We start from the raw sequence: 18,445 nt of genomic DNA, 5'->3' as shown, positions 1-18,445 counted from the left end.
ATCAGCGCCAGCCCGCGTCGACAAAATAGTCGTGCGCGGTGCACATCCGCGCATCGTCCGACGCCAGGAACAATACCATCGCGGCGATGTCGGCCGGCTGGATCCGGCCCTCGATGCACTGCGCCTTGACGATCTCGGCCTCGCCTTCGGGCGTGTACCATTTCATCTGGCGTGGGGTCTGCACATTGCCGGGCACGATCGTATTGACCCGGATATTATGCGGGCCGAGATCGCGCGCCAGCGCCCGCGTCATCCCCTCGATCGCGGCTTTCGCGGTCTGGTACAGGACCAGATCGGGCAGGCCGAGGTGCCAGCTGATCGAGCCGAAGTTCAGGATCACGCCGCCGCCGGCGCGCCGCATCGCCGGAACCACCGCCTGCGCGGCAAAGAATTGATGGCGCAGATTCACCGCCATGCGATCGTCCCAATAAGCGGGGGTCACCTCCTCCACCGTGTGGCGATCGTCATTAGCGGCATTGTTGACGAGTATGTCGATCCCGCCGAGCGTGGTCTCAATCTCCGCCAGCGTCCGCTTGAACGTCTCGATATCCTTGAGATCGCACTGCCGATAGATCGGCTTGTGTGGCGCGTCGCTCAGACGCTCGACCAGCTCGCGTGACGCCTGATCGACGATGTCGACGAAGGCGACGCGCGCGCCCTGCCGAACGAACGCCTCGACCAGGCCCTCGCCGATGCCGCTGCCGCCCCCGGTGACGAGGACGCGCTTGTCCCGCAAGCTGGGGTAGATGGTCCGCTGAGCCGCCTCAGTCGCCGACATAAACGGTCTTCATCTGCGTGTAATATTCCACTGCTGCAAAACCCTGCTCGCGCGCGCCGTAGCTGGACCCGCGGCTGCCACCGAACGGCACGTGATAATCCACGCCGGCGGTCGGCTGGTTGATCATCACCATGCCGGCGCGGATGTTCTTCTTGAAGTGTCGCGCATATTTCTGGCTGGTCGTGACGATGCCGGCCGACAGGCCGAAATTGCCGCGGTTGGCGAGCTCAAGCGCCTCTTCATAGCTCTTGGCGCGCACCGTCGAGACGACTGGGCCGAACACTTCCTCATTGTTGATGCGCATGTCCGGATTGGTATCCGCGATCAGCGTCGGGCTCATATAATAGCCCGGCGTATCAAGGCTGAGGCGATCGCCACCGGTGACCAGGCGGCCGCCTTCGCTGGTTGCGATATCGACGTAGCGGAGATTTTGCTCGAACTGGGTGTCAGACGAGGCTGGGCCGACCTGGGTCGACGGATCGAGCGCACTGCCGACCTTGAGCGCCTTGGCACGCGCGGCGAGCGCCTCGACGAAGCGGTCGTGGATGCCGTCCTGGACGATGACCTTGGACGAAGCGGTGCAGCGCTGGCCGGTCTGGAAGAAGCCGCCATCGAGCGCGATCGCGACCGCACGCTCGAGATCGGCATCGTCGAGCACAACCAGCGGGTTCTTGCCGCCCATTTCCAGCTGGACGCGCGCCTGGCGCGTCATGGCGGCGAGCCCCACCTTCGCGCCGACGCCCTGGCTGCCGGTGAAGGAGATGCCGTTGACGTCGGGATGATCGACGATGGCCGACCCCACCCCGCCCTGCCCCAGCACCATGTTGAAGATGCCGGCCGGCGCGTTGAGCGAAGCGGCAACCTCATGGATGATCGTCGCGAGCGCATGAGCGATGGCGGGCGTCGGGTTGGCGGGCTTGAGCACGACCGTGTTGCCGAAGGCCAGCGCCGGCGCGCTCTTCCAGGCAGGAATGGCGATCGGGAAATTCCACGGCGTGATCAGGCCATAGACGCCGACCGCCTCGCGCCACACTTCGACGTCGAGTCCGGGCCGCGTCGATTCCAGCGTCTGACCGTGGCGGCGCAGCGCCTCGCCGGCGAAATATTTGAAGATGCGCGCGGCGCGCATCACTTCGCCCATGCCCTCGGGGCGGGTCTTGCCTTCCTCGCGCGACAGCAATTCGCCGAGTTCAGCGGCGCGCGCCATGATCGTGTTGCCGACGCGGTCGAGCAAATCGGAGCGGAGCTCCGGCGAGCCCATCGACCAGGCGGGGAAGGCGGCGCGCGCCGCCGCCACCGCGGCATCTACCTCGGCCTTACCACCGGCCGGATAGGAGGCGATCACCTCGTCCGTGTTGGACGGGTTGATGCTGTTGAACGGCGTATCCGCCTCGACCTGCTGGCCGCCGATGAAATGGGTGAGCTTCATGTTTCTCTGCCTTGCTAGCGCGCGCCGATAAGCCCGCGCGAAACGAGATTCTGCATCAGCCCGGATATGCCGAGCGTCCACGGTGCCGCTGATTTGGAGTGTGTCACACGATTTACCAGACGCCCCAGCTTCGGCGTCGAAATAGACACGATGTCGCCGACCTTGTGCGTGAACCCACGACCAGGATCGTCGCGGTCCTGTGTGGGTGCGAACAGGGTGCCCAGGAACAGGATGTAGCCGTCCGGATAATGATGCTCGCTCATCGCCTGTTCGACTAGGTCGGTCGGATCGCGGCTGATCTCGCGCATCGAGCTATGCCCCTTGAGCACATAGCCGTCTTCGCCCTCAATCAGCAGATCGACTTCGGCGGTGCGGACATCGTCCATCGTGAAGCTTTGGTCGAACAGCCGCACAAACGGCCCGAGCGAACAGGAGGCATTATTGTCCTTGGCCTTGCCCAGCAGCAGCGCGGAGCGGCCTTCGAAATCGCGCAGATTGACGTCGTTGCCGAGGCTGGCGCCGACCGGCTCGCCATGGCTGTCCGCGAGGATGGCGATTTCCGGTTCGGGATTGTTCCAGGACGAATCCGAACGCACACCGATCTCGGCGCCCCAGCCGACGGTCGAGAGCACCGGCGATTTGGTGAATATCTCCGCATCCGGGCCGATCGCGACCTCGAGATATTGCGACCACATGCCCTCGTCGATCAGCGCCTGCTTGAGCGCCACCGCCTCCGGAGATCCCGGCTTGAGACCCCGGATGCCACCGCCGATCCGTCCTTCGAGCATGGCGCGGACTTCAGCAGCCTTGCCGGCGTCGCCGCGCGCGCGCTCTTCGATCACGCGTTCGACCGCAGATACTGCGAAGGTCACCCCCGCCGCCTTGACGCATTGCAGATCGACCGGGCTGAGCAGGCGCGGCGTGCCGGCGGCGGATAAGGAGTAATCGCGGAGGTCGCCCAGCGCCTTCCCCGCAGACGCATCGAACGCGCGATCTGCAACCAATTGCGCTGCGGTGGGCGCGACCCGGCTCATGTCATGCAGGATACCACCCTGAAGCAATACCGGCGTGGGACCTTCCGTTGTTTCGATCCGGCCAAGGAACAGCCCGTCCCGCCAGTCCTCCGCCAGCATTTCCGCCGGCGCGAAAACATTCATCTGCCGTCCCTCTCCGCGCGCTTCTTGTTAGCGCTACCAAATCGCCGCGCAATGCGGCGGAGTCAAGAGAGAGCGCTATCAGCTTCGCGGCGGATCGGCCAGACCATGTTCCACAGAGCGGAGCGCCCGTGGTCGAGGGCGCCCCGTGCCGGCAAAAGGTCAGTTCTTGTCCTTGTCGACAAGCTTGTTCTTGGCGATCCACGGCATCATGGCGCGGAGTTCGGCACCGACCTTTTCGATGGGATGCTCGGCCTGGAGCTTGCGGCTGGCCTTCATCTCCGGATTGCCCATGCGGTTATCCATGATGAAGCGCTGGACGAAGCGGCCGCCCTGGATGTCGGCGAGGACGCGCTTCATCTCCGCCTTGGTGTCGGGGGTGATGACGCGCGGTCCCGTGTGATAATCGCCATATTCGGCGGTGTTGGAGATCGAATAACGCATGTTGGCGATGCCGCCTTCATACATCAGGTCGACGATCAGCTTCACCTCGTGCAGGCATTCGAAATAGGCCATTTCCGGCGCGTAACCGGCCTCGGTCAGCGTCTCGAAACCGGCCATGATCAGGTGGGTGAGGCCGCCGCACAGGACGGCCTGCTCGCCGAACAGGTCGGTCTCGCATTCCTCCTTGAAGGTCGTCTCGATCACGCCCGAACGGCCGCCGCCGACCGCGCTGGCATAGGAAAGCGCCACGTCATGCGCGTTGCCGCTCGCATCCTGATGGATCGCGATCAGGCACGGCACGCCGCCGCCCTTCACATATTCGCCGCGTACGGTGTGGCCGGGGCCTTTGGGCGCGATCATGAAGACGTCGATGCCGGCGGGGGCCTCGATCAGGCCGAAGTGGATGTTGAGACCGTGCGCGAAGGCGATCGCGGCACCGTCGCGGATATTGTCCTTGATGTCCTTTTCCCAGATGCCGGCCTGATGCTCGTCGGGCGCGAGGATCATGATGATGTCGGCCCAGCGGGCGACTTCGGCGACGGGCATGACCTTGAAGCCGGCTTCCGCCGCCTTGGTGCCGCTGGCGGAACCCGGGCGCAGACCGATTGCCACTTCCTGGACGCCAGAATCGCGCAGATTCTGCGCGTGGGCATGGCCCTGGCTGCCATAGCCGACGATCGCGACCTTCTTGCCCTTGATCAGGCCGATGTCGGCGTCGGAATCATAGTAAACGCGCATTGGTTGCCCCTTCGGTAGCTTGATTGGTCAGAATGTATGGTGGCCGCGGGTGATCGCGGCGACGCCGGTGCGCGCGACCTCCACCAGGCCAACCTCGCGCATCAGCTCGAGGAATTTATCGATCTTGTCGGTGCCCCCGGTAACCTCGAACACGAAGCTGGAGATGGTCGCATCGACCACGCGGGCGCGATATACTTCGGCCAGGCGCAGCGCCTCGATACGGTGGTCGCCCGTGCCCTTGACCTTGACCAGCGCGAGCTCCCGCTCGACGTGCGGACCTTCGGCGGTGAGATCGTGGACGCGGTGGACCGGGGGCAGCCGGTCGAGTTGCGCGATGATCTGCTCGATCACGAGCGGCGGTCCAGACGTGACGATGGTGATGCGGCTGACCGTTTCGTCCTCCGTCACCTCGGCGACCGTCAGGCTTTCGATATTATAGCCCCGCCCGGCGAACATCCCCGCGATGCGCGCGAGAATGCCGGGCTCGTTGGCCACGGTGACGGAGAGCGTGTGACGCTCATTGGCTTCGGTGCGGATATGCATGTTCGTTCCTGCGGGAGGGAAAAGTGCCGGGCGGCAGGCGCCTAGACCAGCGCCTTGGCCTCGTCGTCCATTTCGCCGGAGACCTCGTTAGCCTGCAGGATCATATCCGTATGCGCCGCGCCCGACGGGATCATCGGGAAGCAATTGGCGAGCTTGGCCACGCGGCAATCGACCATCACCGGGCCATTGTAGGCCAGCATCTCGGCGATGCCGTCGTCGAGCGCATCCGGCTTCTCGATGCGCATGCCCTTCCAGCCATAGGCTTCCGCAAGCTTGACGAAATCGGGCAAGGCTTCCGAATAGCTGTGCGAATGGCGCCCTTGATAGGTCAGGTCCTGCCACTGGCGGACCATGCCCATATATTCGTTGTTGAGGATGAATACCTTGACCGGCAGCTCATATTGGGTCGCCGTCGACATCTCCTGGATGTTCATCATGATCGAGGCCTCGCCGGCGATGTCGATCACGAGCGCATCGGGATTGCCGATCTGCGCGCCGATCGCGGCCGGCAGGCCATAGCCCATCGTGCCGAGTCCACCCGAGGTCAGCCATTTGTTGGGGTCTTCGAAGTTGAAATGCTGGGCGGCCCACATCTGATGCTGACCGACCTCGGTCGAGATGATCGGCGCGCGATGCTTGGTTGCCTCCCACAGCCGCTGGATCGCCAGCTGCGGCATGATCTCCTTGCTGGAGCTGGGGAAATCGAGACTACGCTTCGCCCGCCATTGATCGATCTGAGCGAACCAGTCGGAAAGATCGGCTGCCTGATGGCCGCGCTGCTGCCATACCGCGATCATCGCCTCGATGGCACGGCCGACATCGCTGACGATGCCAAGCTCCGCCGACACGATCTTGTTGATCGAGGAACGATCGATGTCGACGTGGATCTTGCGCGCGTGCGGGGCGAAGGCGTCCAGCCGGCCGGTGACGCGATCGTCGAAACGCGCACCGAGCGCGACGATCAGGTCGGCCTTGTTCATCGCATGATTGGCTTCGTAAGTGCCGTGCATGCCGAGCATGCCGAGCCATTTCGGCGAGGAGGCCGGCAACGCGCCAAGGCCCATCAGGGTCGAAGTCACCGGCGCACCAGTGAGCTTCACCAGCGTGCGCAGCGCCTCGCTGGCGGCGGGCCCCGAATTGATGATCCCGCCACCGGTGTAGAAGATCGGGCGTTCCGCGGCAGCGATCATCTCCACCGCGCTTTCGATCGCATGCGCATCGGGTTCTGTCTGCGGCTGGTAGCCGAGACTCTTGCGCAATACGTTACTGGCGGTCGCCGCGACCTGCACATCCTTGGGCAGATCGATCAGCACCGGGCCGGGGCGGCCGGTGGTCGCGATCCGGAATGCCTCGCGGATGACCCCTTCCAACTCGGCGGGATCCTTCACCAGGTAATTCTGCTTGGTGCAGTGGCGGGTGATGCCGACCGTGTCGCATTCCTGGAACGCGTCCGAGCCGATCAAGGCCGTCGGCACCTGGCCGGTGATCACCACCATCGGGATCGAGTCCATCAGCGCGTCGGTGATGCCGGTGACCGCATTGGTCGCGCCCGGGCCGGAGGTCACAAGCACGACGCCGGGCTTGCCGGTGGAGCGGGCATAGCCTTCGGCAGCATGCGCTGCGCCGCCTTCCTGGCGGACGAGGATGTGACGAATCCGATCCTGGCGGAAAATCGCATCATAGATCGGCAGCACCGCGCCACCGGGATAGCCGAATACGACCTCGACGCCGAGCTCGGTCAGCGTTTCAATCAAAATGTCCGCGCCGGTACGTTCCTGGGCCATGATGCTGCTCATTTGTGAGGAGCGGCGCGGTTAATCGCAGGCGCTGTGGCTGTCAACCTGCCTGCATCTTTTTATTTCCATTAGGCGATGCTGCGCGCAACTTTATTTCTTTTGCTGGGTAATGTAAGCATCTTTCTTCAACCTTGCAGTTGGTGCCGGAGCCACGTCGCCTGGCGCTTAGCATAATTGCGCGTCGCCTGCTTGATCGAGCCGACCGCCTCTTCCAGCGCAATCGATCCGTCCAGATATCCGCCGAGCTGGCTGACACCGATCGCCCGCATGACCGGCAGCGCAGGATCCAACCTCCGCCCGAGCAGCGCCGCCACTTCATCGATCGCCCCCGACGCGATCATCTGATCGACGCGCGCGTCGCACCGCGCGTAGAGCTCAGCGATTGGCCGCTCGACCTTTTGCACATCCAGCAAGACTTGGTCGCGCATGCCGCCGGCCCGCGCTTCGCGCCAGGCCAAGATGGACTGTCCGGTGCTGCGTATTACCTCCAGTGCGCGATGAAGACGCGTTGTATCGTTCGGATGAAGGCGAGCCGCAGCTGGTGGATCCTCGGACGCAAGAGCGGAACGGGCGTCCGCCGCGGCTAGGGCGCGAACCCGCTGCCGTACGGCGGGATCGATGGGAGGGACGGGTGCGATGCCATCGAGCAATGTCCGTATATAGAGGCCGGTACCGCCAACCAGGATCGGCAACCGGCCGGCAGCGTGCGCTTCCGCGATCGCGGCCTTCGCCTCCATCGCCCAATCCGCCGCCGAACAAGGTATCGCACCATCGCGATGCCCGAATAGCCGATGCGGCGCACGCGCCTCCTCTTCGGGCGTCGGCCGCGCGCTTAGGATCAGAAGGTCGCGATAGACCTGGCTGGCGTCGGCATTGATGACCGTGCCGGATTCGCGCTCGGCCAGTTCCAATGCGCGCGCCGACTTGCCGCTCGCGGTCGGCCCTGCGATGAGCGCGAGCCTGGGCCGATCCGAAGGGTGCGACGTGGACATTGCGACTTTGATAGCATCGAACGGGGAGCTGTCCTCCGCCGATATCGACATCGCCCGGGACGCGCTTGCCGGCATCGGCGCGATCCCCGGGCAAGCCGTCTGGATCGACGAGGGTATTGCCGCGGATCTGCCGTTCGGCCGGACCGACCGAGCAGGCGCCCGCGCCGCGCTGGAAGGCTTGCTGCCGGGTGTCGACATCGTGGCGCAAAGCGCGTCCCGGCGCGCCAAGAAGCTGCTTATCGCCGACATGGATTCGACCATGATCACGATCGAGTGCATTGACGAGCTCGCCGATTATGCCGGCATCAAGCCGCAGATCGCCGAAGTGACTGAGCGGGCAATGCGCGGCGAACTGGATTTCGAGGCGGCACTCGATGCACGCGTCGCCCTTCTGAAAGGTCTGGACGAAGCGGCGATCGATCGCTGCCGCGCCGAGCGAGTCAGGCTGATCCCGGGCGCCCGGGCCCTAATCCAGACGATGAAGGCCTATGGGGCACGAACCGTTCTGGTTTCCGGCGGCTTCACGGTTTTTGCCGATCGGGTTGCCGAGTCGATCGGGTTCGATCGCGCGCTGTCCAACCATCTCGGGATCGGTGGCGGCGTGCTAAATGGCACTGTGTCCCGCCCGATCGTCGGTGCTGGGACCAAGCGCGACACGCTGATCGCCGAGCGTGAAGCCCTAGGGCTGCTGCGCGAGGAGACGCTTGCGGTGGGTGATGGTGCCAACGACATCCCCATGATTGAGGAGGCGGGGCTCGGCGTGGCCTATCATGCCAAGCCCAAGACCGCCGCCGCCGCGGCAGCGCGGATCGAGCATGGCGACCTCACCACCTTGCTCTATGCGCAGGGCTATCGCCGAGCCGACTGGGTCGAGTAATCCCGCTTTACGGGGTGACGATCAGGCACTGGCCACCCGCGGCCCGAACCTGCTTGCACAGCGCCTCCGCGTCCGACCTGCTGGCAATCCCCCAGGCCTGGAGGCGCTGCACCGATTTCCATGGCACGACGCGCTGGTCATAGGTTGCAAGGCGAGGTGCCTTGGCCGCCACGGTCGTCCACTGGGCGCGCGCCCGATCGGCCGAGCCGAACGCGCCGAGTTGAACCTTCCAGGGGCCCGAGGCCGACCGGGTGGGGCCAGATGCCGAAGCTGCCGCTGCGAGCGGTGACTTTGCTTTCGGCTGCGATTTTGCAGCGACCGATTGGGGCGGCGTGGCAGGTGCCGCCGGAGGAAGGATGCGCACCGCCGGCAGGGTCGCCAGGATCTGATCAGCCTGTGCCTTGTCGGCCGGGAGCAGATATCGATCCATCAATTCAAGATTGCGCTGCGCGGCAGGCAGGCCCGACGACGCGGCTCGCATCGTCTGCGCATAAGCGAGCGGCCAATCGCGGGTCGCGTAGTCGCCGTTGAAATGCGCGGTGCCGAGCAGATACAAAGCGCGCGCGTCGCCCCGCGCAGCGGCTTTTTCTACATAGGGCATCGCCTCGCGCCGGTCGCCATGCGCGAACAGGGCGAAACCCAATTCCTCGCTCGCGCGGACATGGCCCTGACTGGCGGCCCGCCGATACCACATAATCGCGGTTTCGGGATCCGCGGTCACACCCCGGCCCGTGCGATAGGCTTCGGCTATGGCAAATTGGGCATTCGCGTCGCCAGTCTGTGCCTTGGCTTGCAAGGCTCGCAATTCCGGCGCGGCAGGCGCAGCGGCGCTACTGGTCGCGACCGCCAGCAAGAGCGCCAGCGCCACCCGCTTCATAAAATAGATACTCCACCCTTGATCGTCCGCATCACTCGTCCCTGCACCGGCAACCCGTCAAACGGCGTGTTCCCCGCCGCTGCAATCATCTTATCCGATTCAATCCTCCACGGGGAATTGGGATCCACTACAATGAGATCCGCTTCCGCCCCGACCACAAGCGCGCCTCCTGGGAGGCCGAACAGTCGCGCTGGCGCAGTAGCCAGCAGGTCGAACAGCCGCTCGAAAGAGATCAGACCGTCGCGCACCAAGGTCATACCGAGTGTGAGCAATGTCTCCGCGCCGGCCATGCCGGGTTCGGCGTCGGCGAACGGCAGACGCTTGGCTTCCGGCCCTTGCGGATCGTGACCCGAGCAGATCACATCGATCGTCCCGTCGGCAATGGCGACAAGGCAGGCCTGGTGATCGTTTTCGTCGCGCAAAGGCGGCGACAGGCGGGCGAATGTGCGGAAGCCCGTCACCGCGCTGTCCGCCAGAAAGAGATGCGCGGGCGTAATGCCGCAGCTAACCGGCAGCCTCTTTTTCTTGGCATCGCGGATCAGGTCCAGCGCGCGGGCAGTTGTAACCTGACGGAAGTGGAGCGGTGCGCCGGTCGCTTCAACCAGCAGCAGATCGCGTGCCACCGCCAGCGCCTCCGTCTCCGCGGGCGCCGCCGCGAGCCCGAGCCGGGTCGCGGTTTCACCGTCAGTCATCACGGCGTCGGCGGCAAGACCGGAATCCTCTGCATGGACGACGGTGCGTAAGCCCAGTGCACCTGCGTAACTGAGCAAGCGATGCATCACGCCCGAATCGGCAATCCATTGCCGGCCGGTGGCAACCCCGCACGCACCGCCTTCGCGCATCAGCCCGATCTCGGCGAGCTCCGTTCCCGCGAGGCCGCGCGTTGCTGCCGCGAGCGGGTGGACCCAGATTTTGGGCTTACCCGCAGCGGCGGCGTGCTGAACCAAGGCGACCGTGTCGATCGGCTGAGCACGGTCGGGCATCAACATTGCGCGCGTGATGCCGCCTGCGGCAAAAGCGGGGGGATCGATCGCGAACACGCCAACGTCGACCAGGCCGGGCGCGATCAGCGCGCCATGCGCTTCGATCCGGAGAATGTCGGCAGGCGGGTGGAAGTCGCCGATCGCCGCGATGCGCCCGTCGCGTACCAGCACGCTGCCTTCGGCGACGCCATCGGTAGTGACGACCCGGCCGCCCATGATCGCGATCGCGTTCACCATCCGGCGATTCCGCGACGTGACCGCGTCAATATGTCGAGACAGGCCATGCGCACCGCCACGCCCATCTCGACCTGCTCGGTAATGGCGGATCGATCGAGGTCGTCGGCCACGTTGCTGGCGATTTCGACACCGCGGTTCATCGGCCCGGGATGCATCACCAAGGCATCGGGCGCCGCCTTGGCGAGGCGATCATAGGTCAGACCATAAAGTGCGTGATATTCGCGCGGGCTCGGCACGAACCCGCCGGTCATCCGCTCGCGCTGGAGACGCAGCATCATCACGACGTCGGCGCCATCGAGGCCTGCATCGAAATCGGTGAAGCGGGTCACGCCCATCCGCTCGATCGCCCCCGGCAGCAGGGTTGGCGGCCCGACCACGCGCACCTCGGCGCCCAGTGCGGTCAGTGCCAGGATGTTGGAGCGCGCGACCCGGCTGTGTAGCACGTCGCCGCAAATAGCGACGATCAACCCGTCGATCCGCCCCTTGCGGCGGCGGATGGTGAGCGCGTCGAGCAAAGCCTGGGTCGGATGTTCGTGCCGCCCGTCGCCCGCGTTCAATACCGGGCAGTCGACCTTGTCGGCGATCAGCTGGACCGCACCCGACGCGTCGTGGCGGATGACGATCATGTCGGCGCGCATCGCATTGAGCGTGATCGCGGTGTCGATCAGCGTCTCGCCCTTCTTCACGCTCGATTGCGCGACCGCCATGTTGACGACGTCCGCGCCAAGCCGCTTGCCGGCAATTTCGAACGACAACAAGGTGCGCGTCGAGTTTTCGAAGAAAGCATTGATCAGCGTTAGGCCGGCGAGGCGATCATCATGCTTGGCCGTGCCGCGATTGAGCGCAACCCATTGTTCGGCCTCATCCAGCAGGAATGCGATTTCGTGCGGCTGAAGACCGAAGATGCCGGTGAGATGGCGATGGGGAAACGGGTGCACTTCGCGGCCATCGTTCGGGCGGGGGGGCGAAGTGGACATTAAAGCCGCGTCCTAAGCGCGGGCGGCCCGAAGCTCAAGTGTGCGCGGACGCAAGCGCATCGATCGCGCCCTGCAGGATATAAGCCGCCGCCATCTTGTCGACCAGTTCGGCGCGGCGCGAACGGCTGGCGTCGGCGGCGATCAGGGTGCGCGTCACCGCCGCGGTCGACCAGCGCTCGTCCCACAGCAGGATCGGCAGCGCGAACTCCGCGAGGTTGCGGGCGAAGGCGCGGACCGACTGGGTGCGCGGGCTGTCGCTACCATCAAGGTTGAGCGGCAGGCCGATCACGAGCCCCTTCACCTGCTGCTTGGCGATAAGTTCGCGCAGCAGCGCGCGATCGACGCTGAACTTGGCGCGCCGGATGGTCTCGGCCGGGCTGGCGATGGTCCACATCGAATCGCAGATGGCGATACCGATCGTCTTGGTCCCGACGTCGAGGCCCGCAAGCCGCCCGCGCATCGGCAACGACGCGGCGAAGCTGGCGAGATCGCTGCCGATCATCGCGCGAGAAATGTCTTGAGCCGGGCGGCGGCATCGTCTCGGATATTGCGCCAGAACAGGGCGTAATCGAAGACGTGGTAATTGTTGCCGGGCAAGACATAGGTGCCATAGCCGCCTGGAGGCGGGCCGATCAGCAGCAGGCCCTGCGCGGAGCACCGCGCCGGCGCCCCGGGGCTGACCAGGTCACCCCCCGCGAGATCGGCATGCGGGACCAGCGCGCCGCGATTGACGGTGGCCGGCGCTGCGCCTCCGCCGACGCCGGTCAACGGATTGACGCATAGCATGCTGGTGCCTTTGCGCGGCGCGCCGGTGAGGCCTTTGCTCTGGTCGAAATAGGCGTCGATCAGGCGGGGCTCGGCCGGCTCGGCAAAGCTCTGCCAGCCCAGAATGCATCCCGCCTGCCCCGCCGTCGCACAAGCCGGCAAGCCAAGCGCGGGCAGGTCAGCCGTCGTCGATATCGGCCAGCCGACGGCATAGACCGCGACGATCCGCCGCGCGAGCGGGCTGCCGGCGACCTTCTCCCGCAACAGGCGCAGCAGGTGGAGCGATCCTTGGCTATGCCCAACGAGAATGATCGGGCGATCTTTGGGGATCGCTGCCAGGAAGGCATCAAAGGCGCGAGCCACGTCGCGATAGGCAAAGTCGATCGCCTTGGCCGAGCGTTGATCCGTCGCGGCGAGGAAGGCGCCGAGCGTCGCCTGGCGATAGCGGGGCGCCCATATTTGACCGACGTCATTGAATGCGCTCGCCTGGCTGCGCGCGAACAGCCCAAGCCGGTAATTGGCCTGGCCATCGTTCAGCGGCGCGTTCCAGTGATTGCGGTCGAGATAGGTCGTGGGCGCAACATAGAAGATGGCGGCTTGTCCCGCAGGGCCGCGGGTTGCCCCGGGCGGCGTCCACCGTGTCGGATCATCCGGAAAGTCAGGACGCGCGAGCCAGGCCGCCGCTTTGGCATAATCCGGCGCGGTGGCATCGGGCATGGCGGAGAACGCGGTGTTGGGGACGAACGCCAGCCGCATCAGCCGATCCTGCATCAGGCTCCAGGCGAGGCCGATCGCAAGGATGACGATGATCAGGGCAGCGATGATGTAGAGGAAGCGCCGGGCGAGCATGCGAGGCGGATAGGCCGTCGCCGCGCCCGCGCCAACCCGCTCGATAGCGAGCCTTCGTTCGCGGATATTCTTGACGGTGCGATCGGGCTAGGCGGTGATTATGGCGCCTTCACATCTCGCTCTCGTCTCGCTGCTCGTGCCCGACTATGAAGAGGGCCTGCAATTCTACGTAGAGGTTCTTGGTTTCGAGCTGCGCGAGGATACGGTTATCTCGGCCGACAAACGCTGGGTGGTGGTGGCGCCCCGCGGCGGGCAATGCGCGATCCTGCTCGCCAGGGCGGCCAGTCCGGATCAGCGTGCGGCGATCGGCAAGCAGGCGGGCGGGCGCGTTTTCCTGTTCCTCACCACGGACGATTTTGCGGGCGATCACGCGGCGCTGCTCCGCCGGGGCGTGCAGTTCGTGGAGAGTCCACGCGACGAGCCCTATGGCACCGTTGCCGTATTCGTCGATCCGTTCGGGAATCGCTGGGACCTGGTCCAGCCGCGACATGCTTGATGGCCGGCAGCACGACTGCTAGCCGCGCCTTCATGTCCGTAGACGAAACCACAGTCCGCAAGATCGCGAGTCTTGCCCGCATCGCCGTTTCCGACGGCGAGGTCGCGGCTATGACCGGCGAGCTCAACAATATTCTGACCTGGGTCGAGCAACTCGGCGAGGTCGATACTGCGGGTATCCAGCCGCTCGCCGCGGTCGTCCCCAACCAGCTGCGCCTGCGCGACGACGTCATCACCGATGGCGACATCCGCGACGAGGTGCTCGCCAACGCGCCGCAGGCCGAACATGGCTTCTTCGCCGTGCCCAAGGTGATCGAATAATGGACGACCTGACCGATCTCGGCATCGCGCAAATCCGCGACGGCTTCCGCGCGGGCGACTTCACCGCGCGCGAAGTGGCTGAGGCGTTCAATACCAATGTCGCCATGGGCAGAGGCCTGAACGCCTTCATCGTCGAAACGCCCGAACATGCGCTCGCGGCGGCGGACGCCGCCGATCAGGAGCGCAGCGAGGGCGCGGTGCGCCCGCTGTCGGGCGTCCCGCTGGGCATCAAGGATCTGTTCTGCACCGAAGGCGTGCAGACCACCGCCGCGAGCCATATCCTGGAAGGCTTCGTGCCGACCTATGAATCGACTGTCACCGAGCGGCTGTTCCTCGCCGGCGCGGGCATGCTCGGCAAGTTGAACATGGACCAGTTCGCGATGGGCTCGTCCAACGAGACCAGCCATTTCGGCAATGTGCTGAGTCCATGGCGGCGCAACGATGGCGGCAACGCGCCGCTCGCGCCCGGGGGATCGTCCGGCGGCAGCTCGGCGGCGGTCTCCGCGCGGCTCGCGCCCGGCGCGACCGGCACCGATACCGGCGGATCGATCCGCCAGCCGGCGGCCTTCACCGGCATTTCCGGCATCAAGCCGACCTATGGCCGCTGCTCGCGCTGGGGCGTGGTGGCCTTTGCCTCCAGCCTCGATCAGGCGGGCGCGATGGCGCGCGACGTCACGGATTGCGCGATCATGCTGGAAGCGATGGCGGGCTTCGATCCGAAGGACGCGACTTCGCTCGATCTGCCCGTGCCGGAATGGGAAGCGGGCCTGTCGTCCGACCTGCGCGGCAAGACGATCGGCATCCCCAAGGAATATCGCGTCGACAATATGCCGCGCGAGATCGACGCTTTGTGGGAACGCGGCATCCAGCTGGTCAAGGACGCCGGCGCCAATGTGATCGAGGTGTCGCTGCCGCACACCAAATATGCGCTGCCGACTTACTATATCATTGCCCCGGCGGAGGCCTCGTCCAACCTCGCCCGCTATGACGGCGTCCGCTACGGCCTGCGCGACCTGCCCGACGGCGCCAATCTGCAGGACATGTATGCCGCCACCCGCGCCGACGGCTTCGGCGCCGAGGTAAAGCGCCGCATCCTGATCGGCACCTACGTGCTGTCGGCGGGCTTTTACGACGCTTATTTCACCCAGGCGCAGAAGGTGCGCGCGCTGATCGTGCGCGACTTCGCGGAAGCCTTCGAAAAATGCGACTTGCTGCTGACGCCGACGGCGCCTTCGGCCGCGTTCGCGCTGGGAGAGAAGGCCGACGACCCGCTGGCCATGTACTTGAACGACGTCTTCACCGTGCCCAGTTCGCTGGCGGGCCTGCCAGCCATGTCGGTGCCGGGTGGGCTCGACCAGGCGGGCCTGCCGCTGGGGCTGCAGGTGATCGGCAAGCCCCTCGACGAACAGGGCGTACTCAATGCCTGCCTCGCCATCGAGGAACGCGCCGGCTTCACGGCGCGCCCGGGCGAGTGGTGGTAAGGACCCAAGCATGACTGAAGCTGCTTATGTGATCGAGGGCGCGACCGGCCCGTGGGAGGTCGTGATAGGCCTTGAGGTCCATGCCCAGGTCACGTCCAACGCCAAGCTCTTCTCCGGAGCGGCGACGGCGTTCGGCGCGGAGCCCAATACCCAGGTCAGCCTGGTCGATGCCGCCATGCCCGGCATGCTGCCCGTGCCCAATCGCGAGTGCATCCGCCAGGCGGTGCGCACCGGCATGGCGATCGGGGCGCAGATCAACCGCTGGAGCCAGTTCGACCGCAAGAATTATTTCTACGCCGATCTGCCGCAGGGGTATCAGATCAGCCAGCTCTACCACCCCCTGGTGGGCGAAGGCGCGATCGAGATCGAGCCGGCCGAAGGCGTGACCAAGACGATCGGGATCGAGCGGATCCATGTCGAGCAGGATGCCGGCAAGTTGATGCACGATCAGCACCCGACCCGCTCCTATGTCGACCTCAATCGATCCGGCGTCGCCTTGATGGAGATCGTGAGCAAGCCCGACATGCGTTCGCCCGCCGAGGCCGGCGCCTACCTGCGCAAGCTGCGCGCAATCCTGCGTTATGTCGGCTCGTGCGACGGCAATATGGAGCAGGGCTCGATGCGGGCCGACGTCAATGTCAGCGTGCGCAAGGCGGGACACGAGTTCGGCACACGCACCGAAACCAAGAACGTCAACTCGGTCCGCTTCGTGATGGCGACGATCGAGGGCGAGGCACGGCGCCAGGTCGAGGTGCTCGAGGCGGGCGGAAAGATCATCCAGGAAACGCGGCTCTACGATCCCGATCGTAACGAGACGCGCTCGATGCGCTCCAAGGAGGATGCGCACGATTATCGCTATTTCCCGGATCCGGATTTGCTGCCGCTGGAGCTGGACGACGCTTTTCTTGCCGAGTGCGAGGGCAGCCTGCCAGAACTGCCCGATGCCAAGCGGCGTCGTTATGAGGAGGTGCTCGGCATCTCGGCTTATTCGGCGAGCGTGATCACCGCCGATGTGGAGACCGCGCGCTGGTTCGAAGCGCTGCTGGCCGCGACCGGCAAACCCGAAACGGAGGTCGCCAAACCGGCAGCCAACTGGCTGACGTCCGAACTGTTCGGCGCGCTCAACCGGCTGGGCAAGGACATTGCCGACAGCCCGGTCTCGCCGCAGCAGGCCGCCGAGCTGATTGCGCTGGTCGCCGACGGCACGCTTTCCGGCACGCTTTCCAAGCAGGTGTTCGAGATCATGCTCGAGACCGGCGACGATCCGTCGAAGATCGTCGAGGAGCGCGGCCTGAAGCAGACCAGCGACACCGGCGCGATCGAAGCCGAAATCGCCAAGGTGATGGATGCCAACGCGGACAAGGTCGCCGAATATCGCGGCGGCAAGGATAAGTTGTTCGGCTTCTTCGTCGGTCAGACGATGAAGGCGATGGCGGGCAAGGCCAATCCCGGCGTGGTCAACGAATTGCTCAAGAAGGCGCTCGACGGCTGAGCAGGCCGCCTCCGGGCAAGGCCCGCGAACTCGCGACCAGCCATGCCGCGCACGTCAGCAGGCTCGCCATGCCCAGCATCGTCAGCTGCAACCGGTCATGCGGCGCAGCGATGACGCCCGGTATATGCAGCAGCAGCACGAACGAGGACATCATCAGCGCCTCGATCGTGGCGGCTGTCCGGACGCGGAGACCCGCCAACAAGGCAAGGCCGGTCAAGATATGGATTGCCCCCGTCAGGTAGGCGATGCCCAGCCGCTGGGGCAGCCAGGCCGGCACCATCGCCGCGGTGAAGCCGGCATAGACGAAGTGCGAAATTCCGAAGACAAGCAGGCACAGCCCGAAGCCGAGGCGATGCGCGTTTGCTCGCGGGCGGGTATCGAACCAGCCGGTAAGGGTAGCAAGGCCGAGCGCGCAGGCCGAGGCTTCGGCCAGACCCAACAGCGCCGCCACGTCATGGGCTTTCACGATGTGCGGCAGATGAAAGACGATAGCACCCAAGGCGAGCCAACTGGCCGCGACCGCAGCGGCGCCGGTGCGCCAGGCCGGGATCAACATACCGGCCCCGGAAAGAATCAGAACGGCGCCTGAGAGGTAGGCAAATAAAGCCCGCCCAGCCGCGCCATCGGGAAATGGCTGCCAGGTCATCAAACTGTCGCGATAGCCGATGTTGAGCAGGCCGAGCCCGATCAAGACCACCGCGACGAGCAAAATCACGTCCTGGCGCACCTTGTCCATACTTCCTCCCTGATCCTATCGGAAGGAAGCTAGCCCAGGCTTGGCGCGGCTTTAATCAGCGATTGCTGGACCAGTGCGCTTGAGGCTTTCTGGACTGGTCAGCGCTCGAAGCTCTGATCCTGCACCTTGTTCTCGCCACCGGTCCCTGCCGTGCCTGCAAAATCGCCGGGGCTGTCTTCGACGCTTTCCCGGCCGGGAGTATCGGCAGGCGTCACTTGTTCGGGCGAGTCCGAGGGACCGGAGGGATCGGAATCGGGATTGGCGTCGGGGTGGCTGGCCATGTTTGTCTCCGTGTTCGGCTGATCAACGAATTGCGTCGCCGCCGGCTCCCCGCAAACCTTGCCCTCGCGTTCCCGCTGCTATAAGCGCCCCGCTTCCGAAGAGCGTCCCGCGGGCGTGGCGGAACTGGTAGACGCGCTGGATTTAGGTTCCAGTATCGCAAGATGTGGGGGTTCGAGTCCCTTCGCCCGCACCAGCTCGC

General features: G+C 65.3%; 19 protein-coding genes and 1 tRNA gene. 6 read left to right on the top strand and 14 right to left on the bottom strand.

Annotated features, from left to right (window positions below; all coding sequences use genetic code 11):
- Position 1: 1 nt before the first annotated feature.
- The 7 genes from xylB to miaA all read right to left on the bottom strand — a co-directional run bounded on the left by xylB (position 2) and on the right by miaA (position 7,874).
- Positions 2-778: a D-xylose 1-dehydrogenase gene (gene xylB / locus DX905_RS10810; protein ID WP_116091347.1), complete on the bottom strand. Its 777-nt coding sequence runs from the start codon at positions 776-778 to the stop codon at positions 2-4.
- On the bottom strand, positions 765-2,207 hold the full coding sequence (locus DX905_RS10805; protein ID WP_116091346.1) for an aldehyde dehydrogenase family protein: 1,443 nt from the start codon (positions 2,205-2,207) through the stop codon (positions 765-767). The genes xylB and DX905_RS10805 overlap by 14 nt, the downstream gene beginning before the upstream one ends.
- A gap of 14 nt (positions 2,208-2,221) precedes the next feature.
- Positions 2,222-3,364 carry a fumarylacetoacetate hydrolase family protein gene (locus DX905_RS10800; RefSeq protein ID WP_116091345.1) on the bottom strand — a complete coding sequence of 381 codons (1,143 nt, stop codon included), beginning with the start codon at positions 3,362-3,364 and terminating at the stop codon, positions 2,222-2,224.
- Between the two features lie 159 nt (positions 3,365-3,523).
- Positions 3,524-4,543 carry a ketol-acid reductoisomerase gene (gene ilvC / locus DX905_RS10795; RefSeq protein ID WP_116091344.1) on the bottom strand — a complete coding sequence of 340 codons (1,020 nt, stop codon included), beginning with the start codon at positions 4,541-4,543 and terminating at the stop codon, positions 3,524-3,526.
- Positions 4,544-4,570: 27 nt separating this feature from the next.
- Positions 4,571-5,086, bottom strand: a complete 516-nt coding sequence (gene ilvN, locus DX905_RS10790) for an acetolactate synthase small subunit (RefSeq protein WP_116091343.1) — start codon at positions 5,084-5,086, stop codon at positions 4,571-4,573.
- A gap of 41 nt (positions 5,087-5,127) precedes the next feature.
- A complete protein-coding gene (gene ilvB / locus DX905_RS10785) occupies positions 5,128-6,870 on the bottom strand; it encodes a biosynthetic-type acetolactate synthase large subunit (protein ID WP_116092492.1) in 1,743 nt (580 codons plus the stop codon).
- A 137-nt stretch (positions 6,871-7,007) separates the two neighbouring features.
- Positions 7,008-7,874 (bottom strand): tRNA (adenosine(37)-N6)-dimethylallyltransferase MiaA, encoded by an 867-nt coding sequence (gene miaA, locus DX905_RS10780; protein WP_116092491.1) that lies wholly within the window; start codon positions 7,872-7,874, stop codon positions 7,008-7,010.
- On the opposite strand from miaA, the gene serB reads away from it, so the two are divergent.
- Positions 7,867-8,751, top strand: a complete 885-nt coding sequence (gene serB, locus DX905_RS10775; protein ID WP_116091342.1) for a phosphoserine phosphatase SerB — start codon at positions 7,867-7,869, stop codon at positions 8,749-8,751. The genes miaA and serB overlap by 8 nt on opposite strands.
- Before the next feature lie 7 nt (positions 8,752-8,758).
- Here the strand turns inward: serB and DX905_RS10770 are convergent, their stop codons facing one another.
- From DX905_RS10770 to DX905_RS10750, 5 genes are read right to left on the bottom strand one after another with little or no spacing between them, the layout of a single operon-like run.
- On the bottom strand, positions 8,759-9,628 hold the full coding sequence (locus DX905_RS10770) for an SPOR domain-containing protein (protein WP_116091341.1): 870 nt from the start codon (positions 9,626-9,628) through the stop codon (positions 8,759-8,761).
- Entirely contained in the window at positions 9,625-10,848 is a 1,224-nt protein-coding gene (locus tag DX905_RS10765) for a dihydroorotase (RefSeq protein WP_116091340.1), read from the bottom strand. The genes DX905_RS10770 and DX905_RS10765 overlap by 4 nt, the downstream gene beginning before the upstream one ends.
- Positions 10,842-11,825: an aspartate carbamoyltransferase catalytic subunit gene (locus DX905_RS10760; RefSeq protein WP_116091339.1), complete on the bottom strand. Its 984-nt coding sequence runs from the start codon at positions 11,823-11,825 to the stop codon at positions 10,842-10,844. The genes DX905_RS10765 and DX905_RS10760 overlap by 7 nt, the downstream gene beginning before the upstream one ends.
- Before the next feature lie 34 nt (positions 11,826-11,859).
- On the bottom strand, positions 11,860-12,327 hold the full coding sequence (gene ruvX / locus DX905_RS10755; RefSeq protein ID WP_116091338.1) for a Holliday junction resolvase RuvX: 468 nt from the start codon (positions 12,325-12,327) through the stop codon (positions 11,860-11,862).
- Entirely contained in the window at positions 12,324-13,439 is a 1,116-nt protein-coding gene (locus DX905_RS10750; RefSeq protein ID WP_116091337.1) for a DUF3089 domain-containing protein, read from the bottom strand. Before DX905_RS10750 ends, ruvX begins: the two co-directional genes overlap by 4 nt.
- 100 nt (positions 13,440-13,539) lie before the next feature.
- Here DX905_RS10750 and DX905_RS10745 point away from each other — a divergent pair, with 100 nt between their 5' ends.
- Genes DX905_RS10745 through gatB form a run of 4 tightly spaced genes read left to right on the top strand, consistent with a single transcriptional unit; the run spans position 13,540 to position 17,228 of the window.
- Positions 13,540-13,935, top strand: a complete 396-nt coding sequence (locus DX905_RS10745; RefSeq protein ID WP_116091336.1) for a VOC family protein — start codon at positions 13,540-13,542, stop codon at positions 13,933-13,935.
- 32 nt (positions 13,936-13,967) lie between these two features.
- Positions 13,968-14,255 (top strand): Asp-tRNA(Asn)/Glu-tRNA(Gln) amidotransferase subunit GatC, encoded by a 288-nt coding sequence (gene gatC / locus DX905_RS10740; RefSeq protein WP_116092490.1) that lies wholly within the window; start codon positions 13,968-13,970, stop codon positions 14,253-14,255.
- The gene (gene gatA / locus DX905_RS10735) at positions 14,255-15,736 is read left to right on the top strand and encodes an Asp-tRNA(Asn)/Glu-tRNA(Gln) amidotransferase subunit GatA (protein ID WP_116091335.1); all 1,482 of its coding nucleotides are present in this window, start codon (positions 14,255-14,257) and stop codon (positions 15,734-15,736) included. The genes gatC and gatA overlap by 1 nt, the downstream gene beginning before the upstream one ends.
- 10 nt (positions 15,737-15,746) lie before the next feature.
- Positions 15,747-17,228: an Asp-tRNA(Asn)/Glu-tRNA(Gln) amidotransferase subunit GatB gene (gene gatB, locus DX905_RS10730; protein WP_116091334.1), complete on the top strand. Its 1,482-nt coding sequence runs from the start codon at positions 15,747-15,749 to the stop codon at positions 17,226-17,228.
- Here gatB and DX905_RS10725 read toward each other — a convergent pair.
- A complete protein-coding gene (locus DX905_RS10725) occupies positions 17,206-17,964 on the bottom strand; it encodes a DoxX family membrane protein (protein WP_116091333.1) in 759 nt (252 codons plus the stop codon). The two genes, gatB and DX905_RS10725, sit on opposite strands and share 23 nt — an antisense overlap.
- Positions 17,965-18,062: 98 nt before the next feature.
- Positions 18,063-18,245, bottom strand: coding sequence for a hypothetical protein (locus tag DX905_RS10720; protein WP_116091332.1), 183 nt, complete (start codon positions 18,243-18,245; stop codon positions 18,063-18,065).
- A gap of 109 nt (positions 18,246-18,354) precedes the next feature.
- Here DX905_RS10720 and DX905_RS10715 point away from each other — a divergent pair.
- A tRNA-Leu gene (locus DX905_RS10715) sits at positions 18,355-18,439 on the top strand.
- Positions 18,440-18,445 lie beyond the last annotated feature (6 nt).

The organism is Sphingomonas crusticola (genome assembly GCF_003391115.1).
GTDB lineage: Bacteria > Pseudomonadota > Alphaproteobacteria > Sphingomonadales > Sphingomonadaceae > Sphingomonas_I > Sphingomonas_I crusticola.
Note: the sequence above shows the minus strand (reverse complement) of the source record. Positions and strands in the feature narration are given on the sequence as shown.